Annotated in this window: 17 protein-coding genes and 1 tRNA gene; 4 read left to right on the top strand and 14 right to left on the bottom strand. The window is 56.4% G+C overall.

Annotated elements, in window-relative coordinates; translation table 11 throughout:
* The 3 genes from HMPREF2928_RS08215 to HMPREF2928_RS08205 all read left to right on the top strand — a co-directional run.
* On the top strand, nucleotides 1–2,631 hold a 2,631-nt coding region (locus HMPREF2928_RS08215; protein WP_070688206.1), incomplete at its 5' end, for a DUF5074 domain-containing protein.
* A gap of 571 nt (nucleotides 2,632–3,202) precedes the next feature.
* Entirely contained in the window at nucleotides 3,203–5,410 is a 2,208-nt protein-coding gene (locus HMPREF2928_RS08210; RefSeq protein ID WP_070688204.1) for an LPXTG cell wall anchor domain-containing protein, read from the top strand.
* 314 nt (nucleotides 5,411–5,724) lie between these two features.
* Nucleotides 5,725–5,797, top strand: a tRNA-Glu gene (locus HMPREF2928_RS08205).
* A 164-nt stretch (nucleotides 5,798–5,961) separates the two neighbouring features.
* Here the strand turns inward: HMPREF2928_RS08205 and HMPREF2928_RS08200 are convergent.
* The 10 genes from HMPREF2928_RS08200 to msrA form a co-directional block, all read right to left on the bottom strand.
* Nucleotides 5,962–6,807, bottom strand: coding sequence for a DUF6318 family protein (locus tag HMPREF2928_RS08200; RefSeq protein WP_070688202.1), 846 nt, complete (start codon nucleotides 6,805–6,807; stop codon nucleotides 5,962–5,964).
* Nucleotides 6,808–6,980: 173 nt separating this feature from the next.
* Nucleotides 6,981–7,685 carry a DUF6318 family protein gene (locus HMPREF2928_RS08195; protein ID WP_070688200.1) on the bottom strand — a complete coding sequence of 235 codons (705 nt, stop codon included), beginning with the start codon at nucleotides 7,683–7,685 and terminating at the stop codon, nucleotides 6,981–6,983.
* Nucleotides 7,686–7,859: 174 nt separating this feature from the next.
* The gene (locus HMPREF2928_RS08190; RefSeq protein ID WP_012903688.1) at nucleotides 7,860–8,570 is read right to left on the bottom strand and encodes a DUF6318 family protein; all 711 of its coding nucleotides are present in this window, start codon (nucleotides 8,568–8,570) and stop codon (nucleotides 7,860–7,862) included.
* A 192-nt stretch (nucleotides 8,571–8,762) separates the two neighbouring features.
* Nucleotides 8,763–9,530, bottom strand: coding sequence for a DUF6318 family protein (locus HMPREF2928_RS08185; RefSeq protein ID WP_005507528.1), 768 nt, complete (start codon nucleotides 9,528–9,530; stop codon nucleotides 8,763–8,765).
* A gap of 106 nt (nucleotides 9,531–9,636) precedes the next feature.
* Nucleotides 9,637–10,437: a DUF6318 family protein gene (locus HMPREF2928_RS08180; RefSeq protein ID WP_070688198.1), complete on the bottom strand. Its 801-nt coding sequence runs from the start codon at nucleotides 10,435–10,437 to the stop codon at nucleotides 9,637–9,639.
* A 39-nt stretch (nucleotides 10,438–10,476) separates the two neighbouring features.
* Nucleotides 10,477–11,229 (bottom strand): DUF6318 family protein, encoded by a 753-nt coding sequence (locus HMPREF2928_RS08175; protein WP_070616693.1) that lies wholly within the window; start codon nucleotides 11,227–11,229, stop codon nucleotides 10,477–10,479.
* Between the two features lie 250 nt (nucleotides 11,230–11,479).
* Complete coding sequence (locus HMPREF2928_RS08170; RefSeq protein ID WP_070688196.1) at nucleotides 11,480–12,250, bottom strand: DUF6318 family protein; 771 nt, start codon at nucleotides 12,248–12,250, stop codon at nucleotides 11,480–11,482.
* A gap of 260 nt (nucleotides 12,251–12,510) precedes the next feature.
* Entirely contained in the window at nucleotides 12,511–13,293 is a 783-nt protein-coding gene (locus HMPREF2928_RS08165) for a DUF6318 family protein (RefSeq protein WP_371440525.1), read from the bottom strand.
* Between the two features lie 144 nt (nucleotides 13,294–13,437).
* Complete coding sequence (locus tag HMPREF2928_RS08160; RefSeq protein WP_070688222.1) at nucleotides 13,438–14,202, bottom strand: DUF6318 family protein; 765 nt, start codon at nucleotides 14,200–14,202, stop codon at nucleotides 13,438–13,440.
* 214 nt (nucleotides 14,203–14,416) lie between these two features.
* A complete protein-coding gene (gene msrA / locus HMPREF2928_RS08155; protein WP_070688192.1) occupies nucleotides 14,417–14,938 on the bottom strand; it encodes a peptide-methionine (S)-S-oxide reductase MsrA in 522 nt (173 codons plus the stop codon).
* Between the two features lie 98 nt (nucleotides 14,939–15,036).
* Between msrA and HMPREF2928_RS08150 the strand changes: the two genes are divergently transcribed.
* A complete protein-coding gene (locus HMPREF2928_RS08150; RefSeq protein ID WP_049357589.1) occupies nucleotides 15,037–15,969 on the top strand; it encodes a Nif3-like dinuclear metal center hexameric protein in 933 nt (310 codons plus the stop codon).
* A gap of 119 nt (nucleotides 15,970–16,088) precedes the next feature.
* On the opposite strand, the gene HMPREF2928_RS08145 is transcribed toward HMPREF2928_RS08150, so the two are convergent.
* The 4 genes from HMPREF2928_RS08145 to HMPREF2928_RS08130 form a co-directional block, all read right to left on the bottom strand.
* Nucleotides 16,089–17,717 (bottom strand): S-layer homology domain-containing protein, encoded by a 1,629-nt coding sequence (locus HMPREF2928_RS08145; protein WP_070688190.1) that lies wholly within the window; start codon nucleotides 17,715–17,717, stop codon nucleotides 16,089–16,091.
* Between the two features lie 340 nt (nucleotides 17,718–18,057).
* Nucleotides 18,058–19,629: a hypothetical protein gene (locus tag HMPREF2928_RS08140; RefSeq protein ID WP_005507513.1), complete on the bottom strand. Its 1,572-nt coding sequence runs from the start codon at nucleotides 19,627–19,629 to the stop codon at nucleotides 18,058–18,060.
* A 275-nt stretch (nucleotides 19,630–19,904) separates the two neighbouring features.
* Nucleotides 19,905–21,473, bottom strand: coding sequence for an S-layer homology domain-containing protein (locus HMPREF2928_RS08135; protein WP_070688187.1), 1,569 nt, complete (start codon nucleotides 21,471–21,473; stop codon nucleotides 19,905–19,907).
* Between the two features lie 367 nt (nucleotides 21,474–21,840).
* The coding region (locus HMPREF2928_RS08130) for an S-layer homology domain-containing protein (RefSeq protein ID WP_210399884.1) at nucleotides 21,841–22,484 on the bottom strand (644 nt) is incomplete at its 5' end.

Below are 22,484 nucleotides of genomic sequence, written 5' to 3'. Positions count from 1 at the left end.
GACGACCCGAACTGGATTGAGCACCCCCGCGAGGTGCGTGTCGATCACGAGTCGGGTAAGGCTTTCGTGACCGGTCGCTTCTTTGTCTCGGCTATCGATCTGAAGACCAAGCAGGTTGAGAAGATTCAGCTTGAGGGTGCACCCGATGGCGGTACCCGCTACATCAGCATGAACATTCTGGTGGACGGCGGCAAGCTGTACGTTCCCGAGCGTACCGGCGGCAAACTCTTCGTGATCGACACCAAGACCTTCAAGGTCGAGAAGACCATCTCTGTGAAGGGCGATAAGGACGGCGAGGTTCGCCCCTCCGACGTGGCTATTGACCACTCGCAGAACGAAATTTACGTCTCTTCGCAGGGCGTGAAGGGCGAGAACTCCGGTGTATCCGTGTACGATGCGACCACCTACGAGTTCAAGAAGTTCATCCCCTTCGGCACCCAGGCGCTCTCGCTCGATAACGATGAGGCCAACGACCTGGTGTACGTGACCGACTTCGGCACCGGCAAGGTGGGCGTGATTGACGGCGGCGCAGCGGACAAGCTGATTGCCGAGGTCGCCATGAACGGCGGCAAGGCAAACGACCTGGTCGTACTGCCCAACGGCTCCGTTGTCGCTGTGGACAAGCAGGCTGGCGCAACCGCAACCGTGCCCTACGTCCTCGACGGCACCACCGGCACCGTCAGCACCTCAGATAAGGTCACCAGCAAGCCTTCTAAGGACAAGCAGGGCAACGAGGTTCCCGCCAAGACCTCCGAGATTCAGGCGAACTCCATCCTGAAGTTCAAGGTCACCGCAACCGCAGGCGACAACTCCGAGGTCAAGCAGGTCACCCCCGAAACCCGCGAGTTCCAGGGCTACCCGGCAACCGCCACCAAGACCAAGGCGGCCGACAACAACGCAACCACCCCCTCCACCGAGGCACACCGCACCGTGGACGCAAACGGTAGCGTTGCAAACATCATTCAGGGTCTGCCCGGCCAGTTCCAGGTTGGCTACTCCAAGAAGAACCACAAGCTGTTCGTACCCACCGTAGGTGCACGCGGCGGCCTCGCTTCCTCCCTGGCACGCGTGGATGCAGACACCCTGCAGACCGAGGCTTTCGCCGAGCTGCCCGTGAAGAAGAACGACAAGGGCCAGTACGGTTACACCTCCGCGTACGGCGTGACCGTTGATGACGTGGACGGCACCGTCTGGGTTACCAACACCACCGACAACTCCGTGGCAGTGTACGACCAGCAGACCCTCAAGCTCATCTGGACCAACGAGGGCGTGAAGAAGGACGACCCGAACTGGATTGAGCACCCCCGCTCCGTTCTGGTTGACCACGAGTCCGGTAAGGCTTTCGTGACCGGTCGTTTCTTCGTATCCGCGATTGACCTGAAGACCAAGCAGGTTGAGAAGATTCAGCTCGAAGGCGCGCCCGACGGCGGCACCCGCTACGTGAGCATGAACCTGTTCCTCGACGGCGGCAAGCTGTACGTGCCCGAGCGCACCGGCGGCAAGCTCTTCGTCGTGGACACCAAGACCTTCAAGGTTGAGAAGACCATCCAGACTCAGGGTGAGGATTCCACCGTTGAGGTTCGCCCCTCCGACGTTGCTGTGGACCACTCGCTGAATGAGATTTACGTCTCTTCCCAGGGTGTGAAGGGCGTCAACTCCGGTATCTCCGTGTACGACCTGACCACCGGCGAGTTCAAGAAGTTCGTCAAGTTCGGCACCCAGGCGCTCGCTCTGGAGCACGATGAGGACCGCGACCTGGTGTACGTAACCGACTTCGGCACCGGCAAGGTGGCTGTCTTCGACGGCCGCGCTGACGAGGTCATCGGCGAGGTCGAGATGAACGGCGCAGCCGCGAACGACGTGACCCTGCTCAAGGACGGCTCCGTGCTGGTCCTCGACAAGAAGGACCGCGACGAGAAGGTGACCCTGCCCTACGTGCTCAACGGCACCACCGGAGAGATCACCACCGCCAGCGAGTACACCACCCTGCCCACCAAGGACCGCCAGGGCAACGACGTTCCCGCATCGGTTCAGCAGCTGAAGGCTAACTCGATTCTGAAGTTCAAGGTTGGCGTGAAGGACACCGACGCGAGCGCAGCTCCGGTGGGTATCACCCCGACTTCGCTGGACTTTGCGGGTTACCCGACGGTGACCGGTGTGAAGGCTGAGGAGCCGAAGCCGGCTGACCCGAAGGCTGAGGACAAGAAGCCTGAGGACAAGAAGGCAGAAGATAAGAAGTCTGAGGACGCTAAGTCTGAGGACAAGAAGTCTGACGCTAAGTCTGAGAACACCGCAGAGGCTAAGGACCAGACCTCCAAGGATCAGGCATCTCAGTCTGACTCCAAGTCTGACGCTAAGACCGGTGCACAGGACTCCAAGTCTGCTCCGGATGCTGTGAAGGCTGATAAGTCCGGTTCGGCTGTGAAGAACGGCGGTTCCTCTGCAGGTGGCTCCGATAATTTGGGCGGTGGCTCCTCGGTAGCTAAGAGCGACGCAGGTTCCTCGCAGGCTGGCTCTTCGCGTGGCGCTCTGGCGAACACCGGTGCGAACGCTGTGATGCCGCTGGTTGCTTTCGCATCTGTGGCTCTGGTTGCGGGTGCTGCTCTGGTGGTGCGCCGCCGCAAGGCATAGCGTTTAGTTCTCGGGCGTAAACGCTCGATGTAACGCGTGAGAAGGCGGGTATTTTCTCCTTCGGATTCTTCGAATCTGGGGGAGGGGTACCCGCCTTTTGTGTGCCCGCTTGGGGTTATTCTGGGTAACTTATGCAGCAAATATTTATATATGTGCACTTGCCTGTAAAAATATAGGTTTTGAATGTCGGGAAAATGTTTAACCCGTGATGATTCCTGTGGGCGCGCCTCACCTAAACTTTTACATTAATGTGTAAATATAAAAGCATCACAATACCCCTAGTGACCAGGGTTTTTGCCCGTAAGAGCAAGGAAAAACCCTGGATACACATCAACCTTCACGTGATACTGAAGGTGAATTAGGGGATCACTCACAAAAACACAAAACACACCCACGTCGCTGCTTGTATTTTCCTGGGAAAACACTGAGGATTAGAAGGTAAGTAAATTTATGCGTTACCTACACTTCTGCTTTTCGTGCCGTCGAATATGTCACCGCATATTCACGGGTGTCTCGTTAGCATTCGCATGCGGCATGTGAGCACTTCCGTTACACATTTGAAGGACACACATTGAACCTCACTCCCTCCTCGGGCAAAGCATTGAAGGGGCTCGCCGTCGGCTCCCTCGCGCTCGCAATCTCCGGCGCAGCCATGATTCCTGCCTCCTTCGCAGCACCGAATACCGCACATCAGACCGCTTCGCCCAGCGCCTCGGCTCCTTCCACCGCATCGCTGAGCCGCGTTGTTGACACCTCCGCGTCCGTCGCGCAGATTACCCAGGGTCTGCCCGGCCAGTACCAGGTTGCTTACTCTAAGGCGACCAACAAGATTTGGATGGTCGGCGTGGGTGCACGCGGCGACCTCGCCTCCACCATTGCTCGTGTCAACGCAGACACTCTTCAGATTGAAGAAGTGGCGGCGCTTCCCTTCGAGCTGGATAAGAACGGCGAATTTGGCTACATTTCCGCGTACGGCATCACTGTTGATGACGTGTCCGGCACCGTGTGGGTTACTAACACCACCGATAACTCCCTGTCCGTGTTCGACCAGAACACCATGGAACAGATTTGGACTAACCACGGTATCGCTGAGAGCGACCCGAACTGGATTGAGCACCCCCGCTCTGTGCTGGTGGACCACAACTCCGGCAAGGTGTTCGTGACCGGCCGCTACTATGTGTCCGCAATCGACATGAAGACCTTCGAGGTCACCAAGCTGCAGCTGGAGGGCGCCCCCAACGGCGGTACCCGCTACATCGGCATGAACATGACCATTGATGGAGACAAGCTGTACGTGCCCGAGCGCACCGGCGGCAAGGTCTTCGTAATCAACACTCATACGTTCAAGACCGAGCAGGTTATTCAGACCCGCGGCGAGAACTCCTCCGTTGAAGTCCGCCCCTCTGACGTCACTATTGACCACTCCGAGAACGAAATTTACGTCTCCTCGCAGGGCGTGGACGGCGTGAACTCCGGTATCTCTGTCTACGATTTGACCACCGGTGCGTTCAAGAAGTTCGTTAAGTTCGGCACCCAGGCGCTGTCCATGGAGAACGACGAGGACCGCGACCTGGTGTACGTGACCGATTTCGGTACCGGCAAGATCGCTATCTTTGACGCTAAGACCGACCGCGTGATCGGTGAGGTTGAGATGAACGGCGGTAAGGCTAACGATCTGACCGTCACCGAGGATGGCTCCGTCATTGCAGTGGACAAGCAGGATATCGCGAACACCACCGCGGCTGTGCCCTACGTGCTGAACTCGAAGACCGGCGACGGCACCATGACCGACACCTACACCTCCAAGGCGACCGTGGATCGTAACGGCAAGGCTGTTCCTTCCTCGCAGCAGAAGCTGGTTCCGAACTCCATCGTGAAGTTCTACGCTGAGGTTTCTGAGGGTGAGTTCACCTCCACCGCGACCATTAACCCCGCTAAGGTTCCCTTCCAGGGTTACCCGAAGCAGGCTACCGCAGTGCTGATTGACCCCACCCTGAACTTCGCTGAGGGCACCGTCGACATTACCCGCCCCTACACCTTCCACGTCTCCGGCTACGACTTTGAGAAGCCCCCGGCAGAAGGTATTCGCCTGTTCCTCGTCAAGGAAGGCGAATGGTCGATGGGTTACGACAAACTGACCGATAGCGAACTGGCAAACATTCAGAAGGTCTCCACTGTCGTTCCTGCGAGCGCGTTTGTCTACAACGCACGCACCGGTAAGTACTCCTTCGAGGCAACTCTGCGTGTTCCGGCGAACACCATGCAGTACAGCCAGGGCTACATGCTCGGTACCGTCACCGCTGGTTCTGATGTGGCTACCAACCGCAATTACGATTCGGCTGTTTCGCTGATTGTTAACGATGCGAAGGATGCCGGTAATGCAGATAATCGCGACGAAGCTGACGAGCCGGCATTCCCGACCAATGCTTCGGCATCGCCTTCCGCGTCTGCTGCAGTAGCGGAGAAGCCGGCGGCTGAGCAGCCCAAGGGTGAACAGTCGAAGGGTGAACAGTCGAAGGCTGAGGAAACTAACGATCAGCTGGGAACCACCGCGAAGACCGCGCCGCTGAAGAACTCTTCTTCGGTGAAGTCTGAGGATCAGTCTAAGGGCTCCGGTTCGGATTCTCAGGTGAGTGCTTCGGCTACCAAGTCTGCGCCTCAGAGCAAGGGTTCGCTGGCTAAGACTGGTGCTCAGAACGTTCTGAGCCTGGCTGCTGTCGGTGCGTTCGCGCTGATTGCTGGTGCTGCTGTGATGGTGCTTCGTCGCCGTAAGGCATAGTTTCTCGCTCTAGTTTGAGCGGATGCGCCCCGTACACTGTGCGGGGCGCATTTTTGTGCCCTTGATGCTGTGACGCCGTGATGCCGTGGTGCCTGAACGGGGTAGGCGCAGGTGTGGAGGCGGGCGCTGCGGAGGTGCCGGATGGCTGTCGGGGGAGTACCTACACCACTGGGGGAGGAGTCTGTTTTTAGGCCTTGCACTCAGTGTAAAATATGTGACTCATTTCACCGCTTTTCGATTTGGTTGTTTCTGGGAACCTCTGTATAGTTATATGTGTTGCCAGGGCGACCTGGTAAAAGAGATGTAAATCTCACGGCCCCATCGTATAGCGGCCTAGTACTCCGCCCTCTCACGGCGGCAACACCGGTTCAAATCCGGTTGGGGTCACACTAGGAAAAAGCCTTGGTTCTTCGGAATCAAGGCTTTTTTGTTTATACCTGCCTTTTTCAAGAAAGACTAAAAGCGAAAAGCCACATGTGTTTCGAAAAGCAACCATAATGGTGGCTTCTCGAAACACATGTGGCTTCTCAGCGGTATAGGGGACCCGGAATCTACTGTGCCGATGCCTCAGCAGAGGCAGTGGTAGCCTCCGCAGAGGCAGAACCCTCAGCCGAAGCGCTCGGGCTCAGCGACGGAACCGGCGAAGCAGAAGCAGTACCCGGAGCGCGACGCACCATACGCCAAGTGCCGTCCTGGTAATGCGCCACAATCTGACCAGCCACCGGCTTACCGGGGTACTTGAACACCTCAGTCAGCGGCTGCACACGATCATTGGTCTTGCTGTACACGCCAGCACCCTCAGCACCATCAATCACCATCTCGGTTGCCCAAGTGTAGTAGCCGGTGCGGGTATCCTTGGTCGGGCGGTCAGCAGTCAACGACAGAACCATCGGACGCTCCGAACCAATAACCCAGCCGGTCTCCGAAGCGTACATGCTCTGGAAGAACTCAGCCACAGTCGAGTAATCGCCGGTGTGGTCAATGTTCGTGAAGCGTGCACCGTCACCGGTCAGCAGCAGGTAGTTCAGGGTAGCCTGCCAGTACGCAATGAACGCGTGCAGACCCTCAACACTGTTCTCACGCAGCTTCGCCGGCTCCACGGGAATCGCGACGTTCACTGCCTTGTGCTCCTTGGTGCCGGGCTCAAAAGTGCCGGTGGAGGAGTAGTCGGCAAGAACGACCTCACCCTTCATGCTGGGGCCGGGTTCAATGGTGGTGGTTGCCTCCGCGGTGGGGGAGACGGATACGGTAGCGCTCGCGGATGCCGAAGACTCGGGTGCGGATGCGCTCGCGGTTGCTGAAGATTCGGAGGACTTCGAGGAACATGCGGCAAGAAGCGCGGCAGTGCCCAGACCCAGTGCGGTCAGGGCGGTGCGGCGGGTATACATGGTAGACATGGGGCTCTTTCTGAGGTGAATAAAGTATGTGCCGGTATTGAACTAATTCCAGAATATCGCAGGGGAGCGGCCAGCCCAATGTTGTGTGCGCCTTCAACGCCGTAAAAGCGGCGGTAGATGACGAAAAACACGGGGCACAGAGATTTTCGCACGACTACGATATGGCCGGGGTTCTAAACGGGGGCGCCGGAGCTGCTCGCGCTTGAGTTGGGTGAGCCTGTTGTAAGTTTGGCTGGTTCATTCCGAACCGTCCAGGCGCCATCCTGATACTCCAAGATAAAGAAGAACTCATAATCACCGGGGCCGCTGCTCAATGAGGCCATGGTGAGTTCCCTGCCATCTGTGTAGTGAATCTTTGCTTCCTTGTTATATCGGCCAACACCCAGCCAGCGGTACTGTTGTTCGTCAACCCTCTGCGGAGCGTCCTCGGTCAGTTCTGCTGAGAACGGCGCATCAGTACCGTACACCCAGCCAGTGTTCTTCTCATAAAATTCGACGAAAGGTTCGGCCTTGTAGATATCGTTTCGGTTTATATCCACAGCCTTAAAGGGCTCAATGTCGCCGGTAATCATAAGGTAATTGAAAGAAGCCAACCAGTAGTTTATGGCGGCGTACATGCCCTCCGTCGTTTTGGCTTTCATCTCTGCAGGAGGGGCAGGCTTGGGTGGATTCTCCGCCTTTTTCGAGCTGGTTGCGGGAATGTAGGTGCCGCGTGATTCGTAGCCGTTGAACTTCAGCTCGCCCTTGTAGGAGCGCTGTGTATCGGGCGTGCTCTGGTTGCTGAGCGGGCGAATATCACTGGCGCAGGCAGTCAAGGAGGCGAGCGCGGCGGTGGTGGCGATGCCAAGGGCGGCGCGTCGGGTCACGAAGGTGGACATAAGGTACCCTTCAATAGATTATCGGTGTATCTATTTCAGAGTACCTTAGTGTATTTGGATATGTTTATGATTTTTTGGGTATTAAACCTGGGAAAATACTGCAAAAACTGCGTTAGCTAACGAAAAGTGCTGTTTGTTAGGCGTACGTGGTGTCGGTGTCTATGTCACTGCATCCTAAACGTTGAGGCCAGAATTGCTTCCGCCCGAGGAGTCGGGGGCAGCTGTCGAAGAGCTTTTCGTCTCAATGGTGACCATCCACGTATTGTTCCGATAATTCAACACAAAAGTGACCTCATCATTAGCAGAGCTGCCGCTCGTATCTGCAATGTGAATATCCCTGTCCTCCGGTACGTAATGGAGAACGGCGGCCTTATGGTTACGGCCAATACCCTTCCAACGGTACTGCTCATCGTCAACCTTCTGTGGAGTCTCTTCGATCAGCTCAGCCAAGAGCGGCGTATCGGTGCCGTACATCCACCCCTCATCCTTCGCGTACAAGTCTACGTATATCTTCATCTTCTGTACGTAGATACCGTCTAGGTCCACGTCCTTGAACGGGGCAGCGTCGCCGGTAACCGTCAGATAGTTCAGGGCTGCGAGCCAGTAGCCCAGCGCCGCATACATGCCCGAGATCGTCTTCGACTTTATGTTCTCGGGAGGAACGGGCATGGGCGGGTTCTCCGCCTTCTTCGTGGTGCTTGCGGGGCGGTAGGTTCCGGTGGACTTGTAGCTATTGAATTTCAAGTCACCCTTGTAAGGGCGCATCGGGTCAACTACGCTCGGGTCCTCGAGCGGGCGAATATCACTTGCGCAGGCAGTCAGGGAAGCGAGCGCGGCAGCGGTAGCAACGCCCAGGGCGGTGCGGCGAGTAACGAAAGTAGGCATGAGAACCCCTAAACGGTTTGTCAGTGTACTTTTAAGCGTACCCGAAGGAACTGACGCATGTTCAAAGTCCGCTCATGAACGCATAAGGGAACATCGCCACCGCACGTAGGTAAAGAGGAAGCCCCCGCATGCAATCTCAACTGCATACGGGAGCTTCCCTCACTTTTAGAACCAGCCGCTTAGAGGCGGGTTTTAGGCGCTAGCGCTGCTCTTCTCGGAAGAGGATGCATCAGCATCCTCATCACTGAGCATGTACCACGCGCCGTCCTTGTAGTCCGCCGCGAAGTTGGTTGCCTCGCTCTTAGTGGATCCATCGACTAGGGGAGCGGGGTCCTGACCCTCAATGTGGATCTTCGCGTTGGGGTCATAGATGATGCGTCCGAGCCAATCGTAGCGGTTGGGTCCGCCCGCGACCTTCTTCGGGGCGTCGGTCAGAAGCTGAACGGTAACCGGCGCATCCGTGTCGTATACCCAGCCCCTGCCGGAAGAGTAGATGATAACAGCATTGCTGCCCTCGTTCGCATAGTGGGAGTACGGGTCAGCCTTCTTGAGCGGCTCGTAATCGCCCGTCATAAACATGTAATTGAAGCTCGCCAGCCAGTAGCTGAGGAACTGGTACATGCCTTCAACGGTTGCCTCGTTCATCTTCTCCGGAACAACAGGCTTCGGCACGTTCTGTGCCTTCTTTTCAGCCGTGGCAGGAACGTACTCGCCGTTCTTCTCGTACTTGTCGAGCTTCACCGTGCCCTTATACGACTTCTTGCCGGAATCAGCGGCAGACGCTGAAGCGGATGCGCTCGCAGATTCAGAAGCACTTGCCGAAGGTGAAGCCTCACCGGAAGGAGAAGAAGAGCTATCAGCCAGCGGGCGGATATCGCTAGCGCAGGCAGTCAGCGCTACAGCCGCACCGGCACCGGTAGCAGCCGCTAGTGCGGCACGTCGAGAAAGAAAAGTTGCCATGAAAAATCCTTAAGTAGTGCGTAGGGTCATGGGCCTAAGCCCTAAATCTTATGCGCCTGTAAGCGAGGTGAATCCCCGCCCCTAAGACGGACTCAGCAAAGATGCTCTAGGCATTCTTAGCGTTAGCCTCATCGGATGCTTTGGTGCTCGGGCTCGCAGAGCCTTGTCCATGTACCTTGGTGGGGTAAGTGAACCACTTGCCGTCCTGATACGACAATTTCAGGTCGGAAAGCTCAGGCTCCATGGAAGTGTTCTGGTACATAGGCCTGTTTCCCTTACCCTCAACATGCATCATCGCCTTAGATTCTTTGGACAGCGTGATACGCCAGTAGTAGAGGGAGTCGCTACCCGATACCTTCTCAGGTTGCGGGGTCATAATCTCAGCCTGAAGCGCATGCTCCGAACCGTAAAACCACCCCTCATTGGACTCATAAAAAGTCACATAATCATGGAAAGACTTCACATCCCTGCCGGAGGGGTCAGCCTGCTTCAACGGCTCATCGTCACCGGTGAGCACCAGATAGTTGACGCTGGCAAGCCAAAAACTAAAGGCAGAGTATGCGCCATCAATGGTTTTCTCATGCATATTCGCCGGAGGGAGGGGCTTGGGCACATTCTGCGCCTTGTGCGTCTCATCCGCGGGGACGTACTCACCCTTCTTCTCATAGTTATCGAACTTTACCGGCCCCAGATAAGACTTCTCAGAAGAACCATCCGCAGAGGATGAGCTAGCAGAAGCGGAGGGGCTAGCAGAGGCGCTAGAACTTGCTGAAGAGGAAGCCTCTCCAGAAGCAGACGGGGAGCTATCAGCCAACGGACGAATATCGCTGGAGCAGGCGCTCAGCATCGTAATAGCGCCCGCACCGGCAGCTAGTAGGACTGCACGCCGAGAAAGGAAAGTCGTCATCAGAAATCCTTAAGTAGTGAGTATCAGAAGGAGCGGAATTTAACTGTTATTGTCCAAGAGCATGCGCCACATGCCCTCTTTGTACTCCATGATGAACTTCGTCGTGCGAGGAATCGTCTTTTCCTCCTCAACGATAGTCGCATCAGGCTCACCCTCAATGTGGTACTTAGCGGCAGGATCATAAGCAACAGTCACAAGCCATTCATAACGGTCCTGCTTATTAGCAACCGGCTGAAGCTCATTCTCCGCAATCTCAATCTTGTACGGCTGATCCGAACCGTAAATCCAACCCAGACCCGACTCGTAGAGCTTAATCATGGTCCTAGAGTTCCTCAAAAAAGCCTTCGCAGGATCCGCCTTCATCAGCGGCTCAACATCGCCGGTCAGAATCAGATAATTCTGGGAAGCAAGCCAATAACCCATCAGAGCGTAAGCACCCTCGGGGCTGTTCTCCTTCATCTTCTCCGGGATAAGAGGCTTCGGCACGTTCTGCGCCGGCGCCTCCGCACTCGCCGGAATGTAGGTGCCGCTCCGCTCGTAGTTATTGAACTTAATCGGACCCACGTATGAGCCGGGCGTGTGATCATCGGTAGGAGAAGGTGACGCCGAGGCGCTCACAGAAGAGGAAGCCGCGCCAGAAGTAGCGCCAGAAGCAGCATTAGAAGCTGAACCAGAGGAACCACCCGAGCCCTGCGACAGCGGACGAATATCAGTAGCGCACGCAGTCAGCGCTGCAAGAATACCGGTCGCACCCACGCCCAGGAGAGTACGTCGAGTGAAGAAGGTAGTCATCGGAAGCCCTTCGTTGGAACCAATACAGAACAGATAAAAACACCGTGCGCCAGAGCAGGCGTAGACGCCCTGTAAAGACCTATCAGTACGTCAATGTATACGCCTTTAAGGTTACCCGAGAGCCACCAAATAGCCCCGTGACCACTTCGAATGTTCAGAAAATTAAGACCCCACACCCAGCGTTTTACCAGGTGCGGGGTCTTCCATCATGAGAAGTCAGCATGCGAGGGAACCTTCAGCAATACGGCAACTATGCGGCGCTAGACAACTCCCACTTGCCGTCCTTGTAATCCAGTCGGAACCTCGCCACCTTCTTCTTCGACTCATCAGCACTCGTCGCCTTCTCCGGCTGACCATTGTAATGCCGCATCATCTTGGGATCCATATAGGAATAGCCCTCCCAAATAAAGCGAGTATTATTGCTACCCGGCACCTCACGGGGCGCATCCGTCAGCAGCTCAACAATATACGGAGTTTCCGTACCGTACACCCAACCCAAACCCGACGCATACAGCTTAATCGTGCTGGGATACTTCTCCCAGCCGTAACCATCATGGTAAACGATCTCAATCGGACCAGGGTTACCCGTCATCATGAGGTAATTCAAGCTCGCCAGCCAGAAACTCAAGAAAGCATACGCACCATCAACGCTGTGCTCCTTCATATTCGCCGGAGGAACAGGCTTCGGCATATTCTGAGCCATCTGCGTAGCGCTTGCCGGAACGTACTCACCGGTCTTCTCATAGCTATCAAACTTCATTGGACCCTTATAGGACTTACCCGAAGACGGAAGGCCCGAGGCTACAGAAGCACTCGCAGGCGCCGAAGCAGAAGGAGACGCCGATGCGCCAGCAGACGCCGATGCAGACGCAGATTCGGAGGTGGTCGCCGCCTCCGACGGAGAAGCCGAGCCGGTACTGCCAGCCAGCGGGCGAATATCGCTAGCGCACGCAGTCAACGCAGAAAGTGCACCCGCAACAGCAACACCCAGAGCGGTACGTCGAGTGAAGAAAGTAGTCATCGGAAGTCCTTCGTCGGATCCTTCACCCACAAAGCCGTCAGCACGAGGCTCAAACCTGCAGGTAAAGACCATATGTAGTACGTCAATGTATATACGTTAAGCGTACCCGAGGCACTCTCAGCCGACCCCGAACACCCGCAGGGTTTCCCCCTGAGTGTTCCCTGGGTTTTTGGCAAAAGAAACCCCCACCCACGGTGCATGACCGCAGGCGGGGGAGAAGCCTATCTTAAACCGTTAGGCCTGAACCGTTAAGGTGAGGTCTAGACAGAAGAAGAGTTAGAAGAAGAACCGGAAGCCGCCGAAGAAGAGCCCTCATTGCCGGTAAGCATAAACCACTTACCGTCCTTATACTCCACAGCAGCCTTCATCAGCTTGCCATTCGGGCTAGAAGACGTCTTAAAAGGTAGGTCAGACTTACCCTCACGATGAATCTTCGCATCTGCGCTGTAGTTCATGTAGCCCGGCCAGTAGTAACGGGTGCCGCTACCGGAAGGCTTCTGCGGTGCACTACTAATCAACTCCATAGTAACCGGGGTGTCCGTACCGTACATCCAGCCCAGATTACTCTCGTACATCAACGTAAATTCCTGCAGGCTCTTCGCATACACATCTGCAGGGTCAGCCTTCTTCATCGGCTCAGCATCACCGGTCATCAGCACATAGTTGAAGCTCGCCAGCCAGTAGCCAATGAACGCATACATGCCATCAACACTCTGTTCGTTCATGTTCGCCGGAACGAGAGGTTTGGGCACATTCTGTGCCTTCTTCTCAGCCGTGGCAGGAACGTACTCACCCTTCTTCTCGAAGTTATCGAACTTCACAAGGCCCTTATAGGACTTGTCAGAAGAGGAAGACGAAGCCGATGCCGAAGCGCTCGCGGATGCGCTTTCGGACGCACTCGCCGAAGCCTCACCGGAGGGGGAACTATCAGCCAGCGGACGGATATCGCTAGCGCACGCAGTCAATGCCGCCAGTACGCCGGCACCGGTTGCACCCAGGGCCGCACGGCGGCTCACACTGGTGGGCATAGGGGAAGGGCTCATTATCAAGTAGCCTTTCAAAGGAGGTCAACAAAGGAAATAGAGTGAGTTGACACCCATATCATACCGTAAACACGCATATAGATATCAAATGTTGCTACTTGTATCCTTTTGCAGAGAAAAGATCAAAAAGCTGCAATTAGCGCACTAGGAAGCCGAAGTGCTCGCAGAACCCGAGCTCTTACCAGCATCCTTATCCTTCTGGGTACTCATAAACCAAGCACCCTCCCTATACTCCACAACAATCCTCATTGCCTGACCCTGAGAATCCTCAGCCCCCACAATGGGCTTATCACGGTTATCACCCTCGGTCAGATGCCTCTTCCCATTCTGATCAACCAGGGAACGAGCACGCCAATAATAAAGAATGCGGTCGCCCTCAACCTGCGTGGGAGTATCCGTCAACAGGTACACGGACATCGGCTCACTCGTGTCATAAATCCAGCCGCGCCCCGTCTCATAGAGCTTAACCATCGGCTCAAGCTCCTTGGTGTAGTCAGTGCTAAGATCCGTCTTCTTCATCGGCTCAATATCACCCGTCAACGCCAAATAATTAAAGCTAGAAATCCAATAGCCAATCAGTGCATAGATACCGTCAATGCTCAGCTCCTGCACCTTCTCCGGCATGAGCGGTTTGGGCACGTTCTGCGCCTTCTTCTCAGCCGTGGCAGGCACATACTCGCCGTTCTTCTCAAAGTTATCGAACGTGACCTTACCCTTATACGACTTATTCGCAGACGGCAACGCCGGCGAAGCAGAGGGGCTCGCGCTCGCTGACTCAGAGGCGGCAGTATCAACCGGTGGATGCACCGTACGCGCACACGCAGACAACACAGCGGCAAGACCAACACCGCCCGCACCCAACACGGCGCGGCGGCTCAAGGCGACGGGCTTAGAAGAGGAGCTAGTCATCAGCAGTCTTTCGGTGAGGTCAACGGACAAGGAGGAGTGAGTCGACACCCCCATCATACCGGGCGCACCTTATAGCAACCCTAAAGCGCAGGCGAACAACAAATAGCCGGGCGCATACGAAGACACCCCATAGCTGCCACACAACAAAAGACAGCTACGGGGTGAACAACGTAATACGCCTCAACTGAACCGGATGCACCGGCTAGCAGAGTAGTTAACGGAGCAGATGCGCAAAATTACGGCGTGCCTGAGCCACCTTCGGGCTCACCACAAACGCACAATAACCCTGCGCCGGATTCAACGCGTAATAGTTCTGGTGATAATCCTCAGCCTCATAGAACACGCCCAGGGGCTTAATCTGCGTAACAATGGGGGAGGGGTACAGCTGCTGAGCACGCGCCACCGCACGCTCAAACGCCTCACGCTGCTGCTCATCCGCGTAGAAAAGCACCGAACGGTACTGCGAACCGGTATCCGCACCCTGACGATCCCAGCTAGTCGGGTCGTGGCTCGTGAAGAAAATATCCAGCACCGTATCCAGGTCAATGACCTGCGGGTCGAAGCTGAGCTTCAGCGCCTCCTGATGCCCGGTCGCGCCCGAACACACCGAACGATAATCAGGGTCGGGAGTATCGCCGCCCGTGTAGCCGCAGACGCTCGCCTCAACCCCGTGGAACTGGCGGTACACCGCATCCAGGCACCAGAAACAGCCGCCGGCAAGAACAACATCAGTCATGATTCCTCCTTGAACTATAAAACCACACTACCTGAAGAACACCGCCGAGCCGCATAATATTCCTGAGCTGCCGCCGCGCCACCTGCCACAATAGAGGTATGACTGAAAAACTAGAAACCCCCACCCTCGCAGAAGTCGTCGACGCCTTCCACACGCTCTTCCCGCCGCAGCTCGCCGCCGGATGGGACGCATCCGGCCTCGTCGCCGGACGTGGCGCCGCTAAAGTGAGCACCGTCCTCTTCGCAGTAGACGCCCTCACCGCCACCGCTGAAGAAGCCGTAGCCGAAGGCGCGCAGCTACTCATCACCCACCACCCGTTACTGCTACGCGGCGCAAAGTTCATCCCCGACAGCGACTACAAGGGCAATGTACTGCACACCCTTATCGAAGGCGGATGCGGCCTGCTCGGCGCGCACACCAACGCCGATGCCGCCGTTGAAGGCGTGAACGAAGCACTCTGCGACGCTATCGGCCTGATTGACCGCGAACCGCTCACCGAAGCACAAACCCAGGTACTCGACGAACAGGAACACTCGGTAGGCACCGGCCGCCTCGGCACCCTGCCCGAAGAAATCACCCTCAAGGAGCTCGCAGAACGCCTCGCAGCGGCACTGCCCGCAACCGCCGGTGGCCTGCGCATCGCCGGACGCGCCGACCAGCCGATCCGCCGCGTCGCCCTCTGCGGTGGTGCCGGTGACTCCCTCTTCGACGCTGTGCGCGCCACTGACGCGCAGGTGTACATTACCGCCGACCTGCGCCACCACCCCGCTAGCGAATTCCGCGAAACCGCACGAGTTGACGGCAGTAACATCGCCCTGATTGATTGCTCCCACGCCGCCAGCGAATCCCTCTGGCTGCAGTCGGCGGCAAACCGCCTGCGCGCCCTGCTCGCTGAGCGCGGCTTCGCTATCGAAACGAAGCTGTCCGCACTGAACACCGACCCGTGGGACTTCACCGTCTCCACCGGCGTGGCAACCGGTCAGGACGCGCACTCGGCAAGCACCGCCGCAGCCCCCGCATGGGAACTCTAGGGCGAGAATTCTAGGGGAGAGAACTCTAGAAGAATCCGCGCAGATTCCCTCAATGCGTAAGAGCCCGGGCACCCCGTCCGTTGTGACGAGGTGCCCGGGTTAGAACCGGCTCGGTCTACTTAGTTAGCAATGCGATACAGGCCGGTAGTGGTAGGGTGCATAACACGATGCCAGTAATAGAACGTTATCCAGTCCAATTCAATGCGGGTCACAGCATGATTCGGTTCAAACATGCCGGTCTCGGGAGTAATAACATTCTGCTGGGTAGCCCACAGAATCTCACGGTAGAACGCGGAATCCGGCGTAACATCCGGGAAGGATGAAACACCCGATACTTCCGGTGAACCAGACGCACGGTAAATCATTGCGGCAACGGTTGCATTCGTGAGACCGTCCTCCGCGTGGAACTTTCCGTCAGGTCCGCCGAAAGTAACGCCCTTTTCACGAGCCCAAATGTAGGCGGCGTAGTTCGGGTCGTCCGTCTTCACATCCGGCCACGGGGAGACTTCAGGAAGGTCCACCTTGGGGCTGCCCTTCATCTCATAAAGGGCGGAAGCCAGCTCACCGCGGGTGGCAGGCTGCTTCTGTTCCTCGTCGTTCAGCGATGTCGAAAAGTACATACGTTCCTCTACGGGTACGTAAGCATTCGTGAACCGCTGGACACCCTCAAACTTCAAATCCTGGTGCGCCAAAAGAACGCCGCGGTGCTCCGGGGCAAAACCCACCATCGGGGTGATGAGAGTCTTATCCGTCTTGCTGGGGTAACCGTAGTCGCTCCACGCCTCAATGACGTACTGCTTGGACGGATCCAGCGTGTTCGCGGGAATCTTGAGATTGACGAAAGCGAAGCCTCCCTCCAGGCCCGTCTCGTATTCATCATCGCCTTGGACGTAACGCTTCATCTCGCTCATAACCAGGACGGGGGAACCCGTGCCCTTCTCGCGAATGACGTACATCATGCCCTCAACGCCGGGGATGTCAGTCCCTACGAAGCCCTGACCCTGAATCAGCAGCTCCTGATCCTTCGTGGGGTCCTTCAAAGCGTCGTATTTCAACTTAGGTGCGAAGGTATCGAAGTGATAATCATTGGTGCTCAGACCGTGATGCGTCACAACGTTCTTGCGAGCCCAGATATCCTGAACGGTCGACTGCGGCTGGCCCTCGGGCTCGGCGAGGATGCCAACCTCGTAACGCACCTTGTCCAGAGTCATATCCGGGAAATACTCCGTGAGAGTGTAGTAACTCGGCAAAGTATTAGCCTCAACATTCAGAGGGGCGACAAAGGTGCCGTCATCGTCAATGGTGAAGTCCTTGCCCTCTTCAAACCGCAAGAGGGTATCGGTCACCTGATGTGCGTTGTAGGGGACGTTCTCCTCGGGCGCGATGTAGATGACTACCTTGCCGTGCTGCTTGCGCCACTCCTTGGTGAAGCCGGTGCCCAGAACCGTAATTTTACTGTCCTCACCGGTGTACAGGCCGTCGCCCTCTTGCTTGAAGACGTCACGGCCGTCCTGGTAGTAGTAATCCTCATAGACAACGGTGAAAGACGGCTCATCCGCGACATCCTGAGTTGCAGGGGCGGGGGTATTGGCAGTCGGTGCGTTAGCAACGGGCGCGTTTGCGGTGGGCGCTGCGTCCTGGGCTAACGCCGGGGTCAGCGGCAGGACCATCACGCCCGCCAGTGCGAGCGCGCTACAATTCCGAGCCGCGCGGAGGAATGAAGACTTAGAGTTCGGAAGTGAGGACATAAGACATCCTTAGGGTCATTTCTCCGGGGCCGCGCGAGCTTACCGGCAGGTTGGGAATCGGCCGCAGAATCTGCGCACGCCCGATGAGAAAAGTGGTTGAAAATCCCCCTCGGTTTCGGGGATATCCTCACCCTATCAAAGCGTTGAACGATTGTCAGGAAACACTCAAGGAATACTTTAAGGTTTCGAGAAATCTCATACAGCGGTAGCTGTTAAAAGCTGAACCCCGTGCTCCCGAACAGAAAACCATTCGGGAGCACGGGGAACCAGAGAGCTATCCGATGCACCGCACGCGCCCTCAAGGTAAAACCCGAGGGGGATGCGGGCGGGCTAAACGACCTTACTTAGCGCGAGCCTGGAACGCCTCAATCAGAGTCTCCAACTCACCATGAGTCACCATGTACTGAGCATCGAAAGCGCCGTTAGCGTTCAGCACCACCTTGTTCTGCTGAGCCCACAGAATCTCACGGTAGAACGCCGAACCGGGAGCCACATCACTGTACGGGGAGTCGCCCTTAACCGCGGGCGAACCAGCCGCACGGTAGGTGAACGCCGCAACGGTAGCGTTCGAAATGCCTGCATCAGCATGGAACTTGCCGTCCGACCAGCCGAAGGTAATACCCTTCTGACGAGCCCACACGTACGCGGGGAAGTTCGGGTCGGTGGTCTTCACATCCGGCCAGGGAGAAGTCTCAGGCAGCTTCACCTCGGGGGTGCCCGCCTGAACGTACAGGGCAGCTGCGAGCTCACCGCGGGTAGCGAGGGTCTCCAGCTTCTCGTCGGAAGGATCAGGGCTCTGGTTATCGTTCTCATTGGGGTCCTGAGCGTTGGGCAGGTTAGCATCCCTATAACCGTTCGTGCCGTTCAGGTCCAGGTCCTGCCATGCGAGTAGGGTACCGCGGCCCTTGGTGGACCTGCCCACGACCGGAGCAATCAGCTTACCGTTATTGCCGTAACCGTCGTTAGCCCAGACCTCAATCACGTACTTCTTCGAAGCATTCAGAGTGTTTGCCGGAAGATTCACGGTACCGTTCAGGTTGCCATCACGGTACGCCGAAGACTGGGTGGGGTGGTCAAACTCGATAATGTCGCTGGTTGCCAGAACCGGGGTGTTCGAGCCCTTCTCACGAACCACGAGCTGAACGCCCCTAACGGAGTGAATATCGCCGTTAAACCCCTGGCCACCAACGTTCAGATCCTGTGATTTTGCGGGGTCAGTCACAGCGTTGTAACCCAGGCGCGGTGCGAACGGCGCCGGCTTCTCGCCCATAGTATTCAGCACCTGGGTGCTCACCACGTTCTTGCTGGTCCACAGCTCCTGAGCGGTCAGCGGCTTCTGATCCTTCTGTTCAGCAACCACGCGAATTTCGTAGAGGACATCGTACTTGGTGCCGCCGGTCGGGTCGTGGAAGTTGTCATCATCGATGAAGTAGTAGGCAGCAAGCTTGTACGCCTCAACCTTCAGATCAGCCTCAAAAGTGCCGTCATCGGTAATGGTGAAGTCCTGACCCTCCACGAAGCGCAGCATCTTCGAAGTCGGAATCTCGTAGCCGGAGGGCGCGTAGTTCGCGGGGGCAATGTACAGCGCCACGGTACCGTGCTGAGCATGCCACTCCTTGGTGTAACCCGCACCCTTCACATGGATGGTACCGCCCTCAGTCGTGACGAGGGAGGGGTTCACGCCGTCGTACTTGTAACCGTCAGGGATGGAAACCTCAAGGGTCGGGGTAGCCGCAGCGTCCTGGTCGGCTACCTGCGGGGTAGCGGCAGCAACAGCGGCATCAGCGGCAGGAGCTGCATTCTGAGCCAGTGCCGGGGCCAACGGCAGAACCATAGCACCAGCCAACGCCAGCGCGCTGCAACCCTGAGCGGCGCGGAGGAAAGAATATTTAGAATTCGGAAGCGAGGACATAAGACATCCTTAAAGTTGTTTCTCGCAGGGCTCTGCGGGCTCAACGGCGGGTAGGGAATTCGCCGTTGAATCTGCACACACCCTATGAGAAAAGTGGTTGAAAGCCCCGTCGGTTGCGGGGACATTTTCACCCTATCAAACCCTCAGGTAGATGTCAGAGAACACTCAAGGGAAGCTTGAAAGTTTTGAGGCGTTTCACAGGTTAATCAGCCGGTAAAAGCTGAACCCCGTGCACCCGGTGAGAAGAAGACTCTCAGGATGCACGGGGTTATGACTCAGACTAGAACCAGCCCACCATAGTCAGTGCGGTTCTGAAAAATGAACATCATCTGCTCCAGCTCACCACGATTTACCATCGTGGTCGCCTCAAAAATACCCCTCTGCGGGTTAATGACACCATGCTGAGCAGACCACAAAATCTCACGGTAGAAGGCGGAACTCGGATTCACATCCGTAAACGAAGAAACACCGGAAACAGCTGGGGAACCTGCTGCACGGTAGGTGAACGCCGCAACAGTAGCGCGTGAAATACCTGCATCCGCATGGAACTTACCATCAGACCAGCCGAAGCTGATGCCCTTCTCACGAACCCAAATGTACGCAGCGTAGTTCGGGTCGTCTGTCTTTACATCCGGCCACGGGGAGACTGCAGGGAGGTTCACCTTGGGGGCGCCAGCTTGAAGGTACAGTGCCGCAGCTAGCTCACCGCGAGTAGCGCGCTGCTGCTGTTCCTCATCGCTAAGCTTTGAGAAGAGGTGCTTATACTTGGGCTTGGGTAAAGATACATTCGTGAATTCCTTAAGACCTTCAAACTTCAGGTCCTGACGGCCCATAAGGACACCGCGGTGCTCCGGCGCCAAACCCACCAGCGGTGTAATCAGAGTCTTATCCGTCTGGCTGACATAGCCATAGTCGCTCCATGCTTCAAGGACGTACTGCTTAGACGGATCCAGAGTGTTCGCGGGAATTTTGATGGTTTTGTAAACAGCATTTCCCCACAGCTGAAGTGTGCCATTGCCACGATCGTAGTAGCGCTCCATCTCGCTCATGAGCAGGACGGGGGTGCCGGTGCCCTTCTCTCGAATCGTGTACATGACACCCTCACGGCCGGGGAGTTCATTCGCGCTGAAACCCTCACCCTCAATCATCACCTCCTGATCTTTCGCGGTGTCCTTCAGGGCATCGTACCTCCAATGGGTCCCGATAATTTTAGGATGGCGACGGGCATATATCGGCTGGTGGATAGCCACGTTCTTACGAGCCCAAATATCCTCAATGGTTGGCCAGGGCTGCCCCTCAGGCACAGTGAGGATGCCAATCTCATAACGCACCTCTTCCCAGCGGAAATTCGGGGCATCATAACGGATGGGGTCGTAGAAAGTATCCAGGTCGCCATATCTAATCCTCAGCTTTGCCTCAAAAGTGCCGTCATCGGCAATAGGGAAACGCCAACCTTCTCCAAAGAAAAGCACCGACGTTGAAGGGTTAGTGTTACCAGGACGATCTTTTGTAGCGGCAATATAAAGGACTGCCTCGCCGTGCTGCTTACGCCATTCCTTGGTGAGACCGGTGCCCCTCACCGTAATTTCGTTGTACTCATCGGTGTACAAAGCCGCACCCTCCCCATAATCAATGGTGAAAGACGGGCCATCCGTGACGTCCTGAGAAACTGGGGAAGCGGTATTGGCAACCGGTGCGTTAGGGACAGAAATGTTAGTGACCGGTGCTGTATCCTGAGCCAGCGCCGGAGTCATCGGCAGAACCATCGCGCCAGCCAACATGAGAGCGCAACAACCCTGCGTTGCACGGCGGAATGAAGACTTAGAACTCGGAAATGAGGACATAAAGCATCCTTATGGTACGTCCCATTGGATGTTGGCAATTCCTGCAGGATGATTTCCGGCCGATTCTTCACCGTCGAAGTTGCGCTGACCCAATAAGAAGTTCGTTGATTATCCCCGTCGGTTTTGGGGGTAGCCTCAGCATATCAAACCCTTAATGAGAAGTCGCGAGAAATCTCAAGGAATAGTTGAAAGTTTTGAATTCTGTGCCGCAATGATTCCGCGAGCACCCAAAAATAGGTGCAGAAAAAAGCAGAGAAAACGGGCATAGAAAACCCCGTGTTCCCGAATAGAAAAACCATTCGGGAACACGGGGTATTCAGCTTAGAACTAGTCCGTCTTACATAGCGCGGTTCTACCCTGCACCGTTCTACTTGGCGCGGTTCTGGAAGTTGAACAGCATCTGCTCCAATTGACCACGATTCACCAGATCCGTCGCATTAAAAGAGCCGAAATCCGGATTAATGACATACTGCTGAGTGGACCACAGAATCTCACGGTAGAACGCAGAACCCGGCTTCACATCGGTAAAGGAAGACACGCCCGATACAGCCGGGGAACCCGCTGCACGGTAAGTGAACGCTGCAACGGTGGCGTTCGAGATGCTTGCCTCCGCGTGGAACTTGCCATCAGACCAGCCGAAGGTGATGCCCTTTTGACGAGCCCAAATGTAGGCGGGGAAGTTCGGGTCGGTGGTCTTCACATCCGGCCACGGGGAGACCGCCGGGAGGTTCACCTTGGGGCTACCGGCCTGAGCGTACAGCGCCGCAGTCAACTCGCCGCGAGTAGCGCGCTGCTGCTGCTCCTGGGAGGTGAGCTTCGAGGTCAGGGTCTTGTATTCTCGCGTGGGCGCAGTAGCATCCGTGAAGTTCGGAACGCCCTCAAACTTCAGATCCTGACGAGCCATAAGAACACCGCGGTGCTCCGGCGCGTAACCCACAATCGGGGTGATGAGGGGCCTGTCCTTCTTGGTGAGGTCGTAGTCGTAGTCGCTCCACGCCTCAATGACGTACT

Origin of the sequence: Rothia sp. HMSC072B04, from assembly GCF_001813725.1 — a bacterium.
GTDB classification, from domain to species: domain Bacteria; phylum Actinomycetota; class Actinomycetes; order Actinomycetales; family Micrococcaceae; genus Rothia; species Rothia mucilaginosa.
Note: the sequence above shows the minus strand (reverse complement) of the source record. Positions and strands in the feature narration are given on the sequence as shown.